This is a genomic window from Streptomyces sp. NPDC033174, assembly GCF_055577795.1.
In genome coordinates, this window is the sequence record NZ_JBVIPQ010000003.1 from 108,527 (window position 1) to 117,581 (window position 9,055).

The following is a 9,055-nucleotide window of genomic DNA, read 5'->3' on the forward strand; positions in this document are numbered from 1 at the left end:
GTTTCGATAGGCCGCAAAGGACAGAGCCACTGCCCCAACGGACACAAGCAGAGCCAACACGCTCATCGCAGTCTGCACTGCGCACCCTCCCGCCCTCGTTGCCGAGCCAGCCGCACGGCCCAAGGTAACCACCAGCTATCTCAGCTGACAGCGCCCTTGCCGAGAGAAGCTACCAAGCGGATGGGACAACCAACCCTGGTGACCCATCGGACACGTCGCAGGGCCTGCCGGGGGGCGAGGCCGGGTCAGCGCACCCTTCCGTACCAGACGCTCGAGGTCCAGATCGGGTCCAGCTTCACCCACGACCCGGTCTTCGGTGAGTGCCAGATCTTTCCGTGACCGGCGTAGAGACCCACGTGGTAGACGCTCCGGCCGTAGTGGAAGAAGACCAGGTCACCCTTGCGCCGGTCCGAGGCGGGAATGTGCTGGGTCCGGTTGTACTGCTGCTGCGCGGTGCGGGGGAGCGCCTTGCCGACCCTCTTGTACGAGTAGAGCGTCAGCCCCGAGCAGTCGAAGCGCCACGGGCCCGCCGCGCCGTACTTGTACGGGGACCCCTTCTTGGACACGGCGATGTGCAGCGCCTGCGCGGCGTGCGCGGACGCGGCCGTCGCATCGGGCGCGGCGCCCGGGGCGAACAGCGTGCCGCCGACGGCGGCGAGCGTGAGGGCCGACACTGCTCCGGCCCGGGACAACAGGAACGGGACATGAATCTGCGCAGTCATGCGCAACCCTTCGTCAGCCGCCTGTGAAGGATGACCTGTCGGGTTCGGACTGGCGAAGTTGCCCGGCCGCTGACGCGGCTTCACCCCGAGGAACGGCCCCACTGCCCGGCCGTCCCGTACTGCGCGGGTCCTCCACTCCTGCCGATCCACTCCTGTCGACCAGACATCCGGAGCGGCGGCAGGACTCGGCGTCCGCCCGGACCGCCCCGCCGCGGTGGCGGGGGCTTGTCGTCGTCACGGATCTTGACCCATGGATGTCCGATTTCCGAGTTGAAACGGCGATATGTGAGTCTCGTCACTACTGATCCATTCAGGTGGACGACGTCACTTGCCCGTAACCTCCCGTGGCTTCGATGAGCGTCGTACCAGCGGCGAAGGGACGCCGTTCGGCCAGATGTGTACACGCGGTGCGCAACTCGCCCCCCACGCCGATCGGTCCCTCGGCTACGCCGAACGGACGAGGCATTACGGTCCCGTACGGCCCTCGACATACACACCGGCTCTGTCAACTGGCGGTCGTGCTGGGTACGGTGACCCGCTGCGCGCGACGCTCCCCGTCCAGCACCCGCAGGGCGCGCGCCAGCGTGTCCGCGTGCACCTCTCTCTCGCCGCGCGTGTGCATCACCCCAAGCGCGTCGCGCAGCGCCGTCGCGCGCCCCACCAGCGCCTGAGCCGCCCGCAGCGCGCCGTAGGTGTGCTCGGTGCGGGCCGGATTGATGCGGCCGAGCAGGTCGACCACTTCGAGATAGGTGTCGATGAACTCGCCCTCGGCGCGGGTCAGGGCGGGCAGCGGCGGCAGCTCGGGAACCATCGCGGCCTCACCCGGTCCCGGTGCCGCCGGCCGCCCGGCGGTTCTCGATCACATGGTCCACCAGGCCGTACGCCTTGGCCTGCGCGGCGTCGAACACCGAGACCCGGTCCAGGTCCGCGTCGATCCGCTCGCGGCTCTGCCCCGTGTGGTGCTCGAGCATCCCGGACAGCTGCTCGCGCAGCCGCGCCAACTCCCGCGCCCGGATCTCGAGGTCGCTGGGCTGCCCCCGCAGCGGCTCGTCCATCGCGGGCTGCTGGACGACCACCCGCGCCCCCGGCAGTGCGAGCCGTTTGCCGGGAGTGCCGGCGGCGAGCAGGAGGGCGGCGGTCGAGGCGGCCTGTCCGAGACAGGTCGTCTCCACGTCGCAGGTGATGACCTGCATCGTGTCGTAGATCGCGGTCATGGCGGTGATCGACCCGCCGGGCGAGTTGATGTACAGCGCGATGTCCCGGTCCGGGTCCGCGTACTCCAGGTGCAGGAGCTGCGCGATCACGTCATTGGCCGACGTCTCGTCGATGGGCGTACCGAGAAGGACGATCCGCTCCTGGTGGAGCTTGGAGTACGGGTCCAGCGTGCGGGTTCCCAGGCTCGTGCGTTCAGTGAACTCGGGGAGGACGTGGCGCTGCTCCATGGCACACCTCTCTGTAAAAAATGTACAGGACGTACAGACCGTTAGAATGGGGAGCATGGCCTACGAGATTCCGGTGACGCAAGCCCGCGCTGAGCTCGCCGATCTGATCAACCGCGTCGTATACGGCGGTGAGCGTGTGGTGGTGACCCGGCACGGCAAGCCCCTCGTCGCCCTTGTCTCCGCCGCTGACCTGGAGCGACTCGAAGGGGAGGCGGACCGGTCGCAGGACGACGTCATCAGTGCGGTGTCCACCGTCCGCGACGTGACATCCGCTCCCGGCGAACAGGGACGGTTCGGCATCGCCGCGCGGCACCGGGGCGCCGGACCGGCGTGATCGCGCCGAGTGGCTGATATCCACGGGTTCGTAAAGAGCCAGTTAACGCGCCGGAAAAACTTCCGCCCTAACGTGCAATGTCTGTCCCGCGATGCATCGCTGCAGTTCAACGAAGTGTTGAAGATCGATAGGGTCCGGCTGCGTCCAGGTGAGCGCCTGGGGAACAAGTGTGAGGTGGAAGCGTGCAACTGACCCCGCATGAGCAGGAACGCCTGCTCATCCATGTGGCGGCCGACGTGGCGGAGAAGCGCAGGGCGCGCGGGGTGAAGCTCAATCACCCCGAGGCCGTCGCCCTGATCACCTCGCACGTACTGGAGGGAGCCAGGGACGGTCGTACGGTAACCGAGCTCATGGCGACCGGGCGCAAGGTCCTCACCCGCGAGGAGGTCATGCCGGGAATCCCCGAGATGATTCACGACGTCCAGGTCGAGGCGACCTTCCCCGACGGCACCAAGCTCGTCACCGTCCACGACCCGATCGTCTGACGGGGGAGCGCCGATGATCCCCGGGGAGATCCTTTACGCGGACGGGCCCGTGCCGCTCAACGAAGGCCGCGACGTCACCCGCCTCACCGTCCTCAACGCCGCCGACCGGCCCGTGCAGGTCGGCTCCCATTACCACTTCGCCGAGGCCAACCCCGGCCTCACCTTCGACCGCGCGGCCGCCCACGGCCTGCGGCTGAACATCGCCGCGGGCACCGCCGTGCGCTTCGAGCCGGGCGTCCCCGTCGACATCGAACTCGTACCGATCGCCGGGCTGCGGACAGTGCCGGGTCTGCGCGGAGAGACCGGAGGCCCGCTCGACAGGAGCGGCGGGCGCGAGGCCGCAGGGCCGCAGGCGGCCGGCGACCCGCAGCTGCGCCGAGCGACCGGAGATGGGGGCACCCCCAGGCCGGCCGTGGGGGAGAAGGGGGTCACAGGTGCCTGAGCTGCATCGCGCCGTGTACGCGGACCTCTTCGGTCCCACCACCGGCGACCGGATCCGGCTCGCCGACACCGATCTGCTCGTCGAGATCGAGGAGGACCGCTCCGGCGGCCCCGGCCGCGCCGGTGACGAGGCGGTCTTCGGGGGCGGCAAGGTGATCCGCGAGTCGATGGGGCAGGCGCGGACGACCCGGGCCGAAGGCGCACCCGACACCGTTGTCACCGGCGTCGTGATCATCGATCACTGGGGCATCGTCAAGGCCGACCTCGGCATCCGTGACGGCCGGATCACCGGCATCGGCAAGGCCGGCAACCCGGACACCATGGACGGTGTCCACCCGGACCTGGTCATCGGGCCCGAGACCGAGATCATCGTCGGCAACGGCCGCATCCTCACCGCCGGCGGCATCGACACCCACATCCACTTCATCTCGCCGACCATCATCGACGAGGCGCTCGCCTCCGGGATCACCACCCTCGTCGGCGGCGGCACCGGACCCGCCGAAGGCACCAAGGCCACCACCATCACCCCGGGTTCCTGGCACCTCGCCCGGATGTTCGCGGCGCTGGAGGCTTCCCCCGTCAACATCGGACTGCTCGGCAAGGGCAACACGATGTCCCGCGAGGCGATGTACGCCCAGCTGCGCGGTGGCGCGCTCGGGTTCAAGATCCACGAGGACTGGGGGGCGACCCCGGCCGTCATCGACGCCTGCCTGCGCGTCTGCGACGAGACGGGCGCGCAGCTCGCCATCCACACCGACACACTGAACGAGGCGGGCTTCGTCGGGGACACCCTCGCCGCCATCGCCGGACGCACCATCCACGCGTACCACACCGAGGGCGCCGGCGGCGGGCACGCGCCCGACATCATCACCGTGGTCTCCGAGCCGCATGTGCTGCCGAGCTCCACCAACCCCACCCGCCCGCACACCGTCAACACCATCGAGGAACACCTCGACATGCTGATGGTCTGTCACCACCTCAACCCGTCGGTCCCCGAGGACCTCGCCTTCGCCGAGTCCCGGATCCGGCCGTCCACCATCGCGGCGGAGGACATCCTCCACGACCTCGGCGCCATCTCGATCATCTCCTCGGACTCGCAGGCGATGGGCCGGATCGGCGAGGTCGTCATGCGCACCTGGCAGACCGCGCACGTCATGAAGAAGCGCCGCGGCGCCCTGCCCGGCGACGGCCGCGCGGACAACCACCGGGCCCGTCGCTATGTCGCCAAATACACGATCAACCCGGCGGTGGCGCAGGGCCTGGACCATGAGATCGGCTCGGTCGAGGCCGGAAAGCTCGCGGACCTGGTGCTCTGGGAGCCGGCGTTCTTCGGCGTCAAGCCGCTGCTCGTCCTCAAGGGCGGCCAGATCGCCTACGCGCAGATGGGTGACGCCAACGCGTCCATCCCCACGCCCCAGCCCGTACTGCCCCGGCCGATGTTCGGCGCGCTCGGCAAGGCGCCCGCCGGGAACTCGTTCAACTTCGTCTCCCAGGCGGCGATCGAGGACGACCTTCCCGAACGCCTCGGTCTGGACAAGAAGTTCGTGGCGATCAAGAACACCCGGCGCGTCACCAAGGCCGACATGCGCGAGAACGACGCCCTGCCACGCGTCGAGGTCGAGGCCGACACCTTCACGGTGACCATCGACGGCGAACGGGTCGAGCCGGCCCCCGCCACCGAACTCCCCATGGCCCAGCGGTACTTCCTCTTCTGAACATGACCGCCATCGACACGGACACCTCAGCGCTCACCGCTCCCGCCACCGGCCCGGCCGCCGGCGGGAGCGCCCGGGCCGCCCTGCTCGTCCTCGCCGACGGGCGCTTCCCGGCCGGCGGGCACGCCCACTCCGGCGGCGCCGAAGCCGCCGTCAAGGCCGGCCGGATCAAGGACGCCAAGGACCTTGCGGCGTTCTGCCGGGGGCGGCTGCACACGACCGGGCTCACCTCGGCCGCGCTCGCCGCGGCCGCCGCGCTCGGCCACGACCCGGTGGAACTGGACGCCGTCGCCGACGCCCGCACACCCTCGCCCGCGCTGCGCCAGGTCGCCCGGCGGCTCGGACGGCAGCTGATGCGTGCCGCCCGTGCGACCTGGCCGAGCGCCGAACTCGACGCGGTCGCGGGCCGGTTCCCCCGCGGCACCCACCAGCCGATCGTCCTCGGGCTCGCCGCCCGCGCCGCCTGGCTCGGTCCCGAGGACGCCGCGCACTGCGTCGCGTACGAGACGGTCGGCGGCCCCGCCACCGCCGCCGTCCGGCTGCTCAGCCTCGACCCCTTCGAAGCCACCGCCGTCCTCGCCCGCCTCGCCCCCGACATGGACCGGGTCGCCGAGCAGGCCGCTGCCGCCGCCCGCCGGGGCATCGACCACCTGCAGGCCGCCTCGGCGCCGCTCCTCGACATCACGGCGGAGCAGCACGCGGCCTGGCCGGTCCGCCTCTTCGCCTCCTAGCGACTCGTAGCACCACCAAGGAGCCCCCATGCACCTCGATCACACCCACGACGGCCCGTCCTCCGTCAGCGCCGACGCCACCCGCCCCGACGGCACCCGGCGCGCGCTGCGCATCGGTCTCGGGGGCCCCGTCGGCTCAGGAAAGACCGCGACCGTCGCCGCGCTCTGCCGGACCCTGCGCGACCAGCTCTCCCTCGCCGTCGTCACCAACGACATCTACACCCGCGAGGACGCGGAGTTCCTGCTGCGCAACGCCGTGCTGCCGCCCGAGCGGATCCAGGCCGTCGAGACCGGCGCCTGCCCGCACACCGCCATCCGCGACGACATCTCCGCCAACCTCGAAGCCGTCGAGGACCTCGAGGAGGCGGTCGGCCCGCTCGATCTGATCCTCGTCGAGTCCGGCGGCGACAACCTGACCGCGACCTTCTCCAAGGGCCTCGTCGATGCGCAGATCTTCGTCATCGACGTGGCCGGCGGCGACGACATCCCCCGCAAGGGCGGCCCCGGCGTCACCACCGCCGACCTCCTCGTCATCAACAAGACCGACCTCGCCCCCCACGTGGGCTCCGACCTCGACCGCATGGCCCACGACGCCAAGGAGCAGCGCGGCGACCTGCCCGTCGTCTTCACCTCCCTCACCGGCCCCGACGGCGTCGGCCCCGTCGCCGCCTGGGTCCGCGCCCAGCTCGGCGCCTGGGCCGCATGAGCCTCACGGCCACCGCCAGGATCGCCGCCGCCCGCGACGGATCACTGCCGGTGCTGGAGAGCGACGGGCCGCTCGCCCTGCGCCGCACCCGTCACACCGGGGCGGGCTCCCGCTCACGGGTCACCGTCGTCGGCGCGATGAGCGCCCCCCTCGGCGGCGACCGGCTGACGCTCGAAGCCGAGGTGCGCGACGGCGCGCGCCTCGCCGTCGACTCGGCGGCGGCGACCGTCGCCCTGCCCGGCCGCACCCCCGAAGCCGCGCACTACGACGTCCGGTTGACCGTGGGCGAGGGCGCGGAGTTGCGCTGGCTCCCGGAACAGCTCATCTCCGCGTACGGCTCCGAGCTGAGGATGCGCACCACCGTCGACCTCGCCCCCACCGCCCGGCTGGTGCTGCGCGAGGAGCAGATCCTGGGCCGGTACGGCGAGGAGCCCGGCGCTCTCATCACCCGCCTCACCGTCCGCCGCGGCGGACGCCTCCTGCTCGACCAGGAACTGGCGTACGGACAGCGGGATCCCAACGGTTGGGACGGCGGCGCGGTGCTCGGGGGTCACCGGGCCGTCGGCCAACTCCTCCTGGTCGACCCGGTCTACGAGGACCGTCCGGCCGAGCCGAAGCTGCTCGGCGACACCGCCGTCCTCACCCCGCTCGCCGGTCCGGCCGTCCTGGTGACGGCCGTGGCGCCCGACGCGCGGCTGCTCCGCCGGGAGTTGGACCGAGCCCTGGAGGAGCTCGGCGGCTGAACGCCGGAGGCGTCTCCGCTCAACGGATCGTGCCGACCGGTTATCGGTTCGGTAAAGAAACACCTGCACGCTCTGTTCCCGGGAGCCCCGCAGACGAAAGGATCCCCTCGACTCGACACGACAGCAGGGGGAACCTACGTGAGACGTACAGCAGTGCTCGGCTCGGCCGGAGTTCTGGCCGGTGCCCTCGTGGCCGGCGCGATCGCGGCGCCGGCGGCGGGTGCGGACACCGGGGAACGGAGCTGGTCCGAGGCGCGCGGCGTCCAGGTCGCGGCGGAGCGCGCGGCCAAGAAAGGCATCGACTGGGCGGATTGTCCCGCGGACTGGGGTTTCGCCAAGCCCATTCAGTGCGGCTGGGTGAACGTCCCGCTCGACTACGCGCGGCCGAACGGCAAGCAGGTCAAGATAGCCGTCGACCGGATCGGCAACACCGGTACCCAGGCCGAGCGCCAGGGCGCCCTGATCTACAACCCCGGCGGCCCCGGCGGCTCGGGCATGCGCTTCCCCACCCGGGTCACCAACAAGAGCGCCCTGTGGGTCAACACGGCCAAGGCGTACGACTTCGTGGGCTTCGACCCGCGCGGCGTCGGCCACTCGACCCCCATCTCCTGCGTCGACCCTCAGGAGTTCGTGAAGGCCCCGAAGGCCGACCCGGTCCCCGACAGCGAGGCCGACAAGCTCGCCCAGCGCAAGCTCGCCGCGGAGTACGCGGACGGCTGCGCCGAGCGCAGCGGCTGGATGCTCCCGCACATGACCACGCCGAACACCGCGCGCGACCTGGATGTCATCCGCGCCGCCCTCGGTGAGAGGAAGCTCAACTTCCTGGGCGTCTCCTACGGCACCTACCTCGGCGCGGTCTACGCGACGCTCTTCCCGGGCCATGTGCGCCGGATGATCGTCGACAGCGTGGTCAACCCCTCGCGGGAGAAGATCTGGTACCAGGCCAACCTCGACCAGGACGTGGCCTTCCAGACGCGCTGGAACGACTGGAAGACCTGGGTTGCCCAGAACGACGCGACCTTCCACATCGGGGACACCCCCGAGAAGGTCGAGGAGCAGTGGCTGAAGCTGCGCGCCACCGCCAAGAAGGACCCCATCGGCGGTGTGGTCGGCCCGGCCGAGCTCATCGGCTTCTTCCAGGGCGCGCCGTACTACGACTCCTCCTGGGTGCCCGTCGCCCAGACCTGGAGCAAGTACCTCGCCGGTGACACCCAGGCCCTCGTGGACGCCGCGGGCCCGGACCTGTCCGACACCGCGGGCAACATCCGCGCGGAGAACGGCAACGCCGTCTACACGGCCGTCGAGTGCGCGGACGCCAAGTGGCCGACCAGCTGGAAGAAGTGGGACCGGGACAACACCCGCCTGCACCAGGACCACCCGTTCATGACGTGGGCGAACGCCTGGATGAACCTCCCCTGCGCCACCTGGTCGTCCAAGCAGCACACGCCCATCGAGGTGAAGTCGGGCAAGGGCCTGCCGCCGGTGCTCATCGTGCAGTCCACCCGTGACGCCGCGACCCCGTTCGACGGCGCGGTCGAGCTGCACAAGCGCCTCAAGGGCTCGCGACTCATCGTCGAGAAGGACGCCGGTTCGCACGGTGTGACCAGCCTGGTCAACCCGTGCGTCAACCAGCGTGTGGACGGCTACCTGCTCAGCGGCGCGGTGGACACGGCCGACGTGACCTGCGCACCGCACGCCACTCCCAAGCCGTAGGGCTCGGGGCACAGAGGGAGGGG

The 9,055-nt window shown here is 70.8% G+C and carries 10 protein-coding genes, 1 pseudogene and 1 riboswitch; of the genes and pseudogenes, 8 read left to right on the forward strand and 3 right to left on the reverse strand.

Annotated features, from left to right (window positions below):
• Positions 1 to 245: 245 nt before the first annotated feature.
• The 3 genes from ACZ5VC_RS10625 to ACZ5VC_RS10635 all read right to left on the reverse strand — a co-directional run bounded on the left by ACZ5VC_RS10625 (position 246) and on the right by ACZ5VC_RS10635 (position 2,164).
• Positions 246 to 722 (reverse strand): C40 family peptidase, encoded by a 477-nt coding sequence (locus ACZ5VC_RS10625; protein ID WP_469119696.1) that lies wholly within the window; start codon positions 720 to 722, stop codon positions 246 to 248.
• Between the two features lie 3 nt (positions 723 to 725).
• A riboswitch (cyclic di-AMP (ydaO/yuaA leader) is annotated at positions 726 to 858 on the reverse strand.
• Positions 859 to 1,227: 369 nt separating this feature from the next.
• Positions 1,228 to 1,533: a hypothetical protein gene (locus tag ACZ5VC_RS10630; RefSeq protein ID WP_469119697.1), complete on the reverse strand. Its 306-nt coding sequence runs from the start codon at positions 1,531 to 1,533 to the stop codon at positions 1,228 to 1,230.
• 7 nt (positions 1,534 to 1,540) lie between these two features.
• Positions 1,541 to 2,164, reverse strand: a complete 624-nt coding sequence (locus ACZ5VC_RS10635; protein ID WP_469119698.1) for an ATP-dependent Clp protease proteolytic subunit — start codon at positions 2,162 to 2,164, stop codon at positions 1,541 to 1,543.
• Between the two features lie 55 nt (positions 2,165 to 2,219).
• Between ACZ5VC_RS10635 and ACZ5VC_RS10640 the strand changes: the two genes are divergently transcribed.
• The 8 genes and pseudogenes from ACZ5VC_RS10640 (at position 2,220) to ACZ5VC_RS10675 (ending at position 9,032) form a co-directional block, all read left to right on the forward strand.
• Complete coding sequence (locus tag ACZ5VC_RS10640) at positions 2,220 to 2,498, forward strand: type II toxin-antitoxin system Phd/YefM family antitoxin (RefSeq protein ID WP_469119699.1); 279 nt, start codon at positions 2,220 to 2,222, stop codon at positions 2,496 to 2,498.
• A 182-nt stretch (positions 2,499 to 2,680) separates the two neighbouring features.
• Positions 2,681 to 2,983, forward strand: a complete 303-nt coding sequence (locus ACZ5VC_RS10645; RefSeq protein ID WP_469119700.1) for an urease subunit gamma — start codon at positions 2,681 to 2,683, stop codon at positions 2,981 to 2,983.
• Positions 2,984 to 2,996: 13 nt separating this feature from the next.
• Positions 2,997 to 3,302 (forward strand): annotated as a pseudogene (locus ACZ5VC_RS10650) (urease subunit beta); the annotation flags it as partial.
• A gap of 115 nt (positions 3,303 to 3,417) precedes the next feature.
• Positions 3,418 to 5,139 carry an urease subunit alpha gene (locus ACZ5VC_RS10655; RefSeq protein WP_469119701.1) on the forward strand — a complete coding sequence of 574 codons (1,722 nt, stop codon included), beginning with the start codon at positions 3,418 to 3,420 and terminating at the stop codon, positions 5,137 to 5,139.
• 2 nt (positions 5,140 to 5,141) lie between these two features.
• The gene (locus ACZ5VC_RS10660; protein WP_469119702.1) at positions 5,142 to 5,870 is read left to right on the forward strand and encodes an urease accessory protein UreF; all 729 of its coding nucleotides are present in this window, start codon (positions 5,142 to 5,144) and stop codon (positions 5,868 to 5,870) included.
• Between the two features lie 28 nt (positions 5,871 to 5,898).
• Entirely contained in the window at positions 5,899 to 6,576 is a 678-nt protein-coding gene (gene ureG, locus ACZ5VC_RS10665) for an urease accessory protein UreG (protein WP_469119703.1), read from the forward strand.
• A complete protein-coding gene (locus ACZ5VC_RS10670) occupies positions 6,573 to 7,319 on the forward strand; it encodes an urease accessory protein UreD (RefSeq protein WP_469119704.1) in 747 nt (248 codons plus the stop codon). The genes ureG and ACZ5VC_RS10670 overlap by 4 nt, the downstream gene beginning before the upstream one ends.
• A 138-nt stretch (positions 7,320 to 7,457) precedes the next feature.
• Positions 7,458 to 9,032: an alpha/beta hydrolase gene (locus ACZ5VC_RS10675; RefSeq protein ID WP_469119705.1), complete on the forward strand. Its 1,575-nt coding sequence runs from the start codon at positions 7,458 to 7,460 to the stop codon at positions 9,030 to 9,032.
• Positions 9,033 to 9,055 lie beyond the last annotated feature (23 nt).

Coding starts and splice junctions, on each gene's coding strand:
- ACZ5VC_RS10640 (WP_469119699.1), top strand. CDS start 2,220: ATGGCCTACGAGATTCCGGTGACGCAAGCCCGCGCTGAGCTCGCCGAT.
- ACZ5VC_RS10670 (WP_469119704.1), top strand. CDS start 6,573: ATGAGCCTCACGGCCACCGCCAGGATCGCCGCCGCCCGCGACGGATCA.
- ACZ5VC_RS10625 (WP_469119696.1), bottom strand. CDS start 722: ATGACTGCGCAGATTCATGTCCCGTTCCTGTTGTCCCGGGCCGGAGCA.
- ACZ5VC_RS10635 (WP_469119698.1), bottom strand. CDS start 2,164: ATGGAGCAGCGCCACGTCCTCCCCGAGTTCACTGAACGCACGAGCCTG.
- ureG (WP_469119703.1), top strand. CDS start 5,899: ATGCACCTCGATCACACCCACGACGGCCCGTCCTCCGTCAGCGCCGAC.
- ACZ5VC_RS10660 (WP_469119702.1), top strand. CDS start 5,142: ATGACCGCCATCGACACGGACACCTCAGCGCTCACCGCTCCCGCCACC.
- ACZ5VC_RS10630 (WP_469119697.1), bottom strand. CDS start 1,533: ATGGTTCCCGAGCTGCCGCCGCTGCCCGCCCTGACCCGCGCCGAGGGC.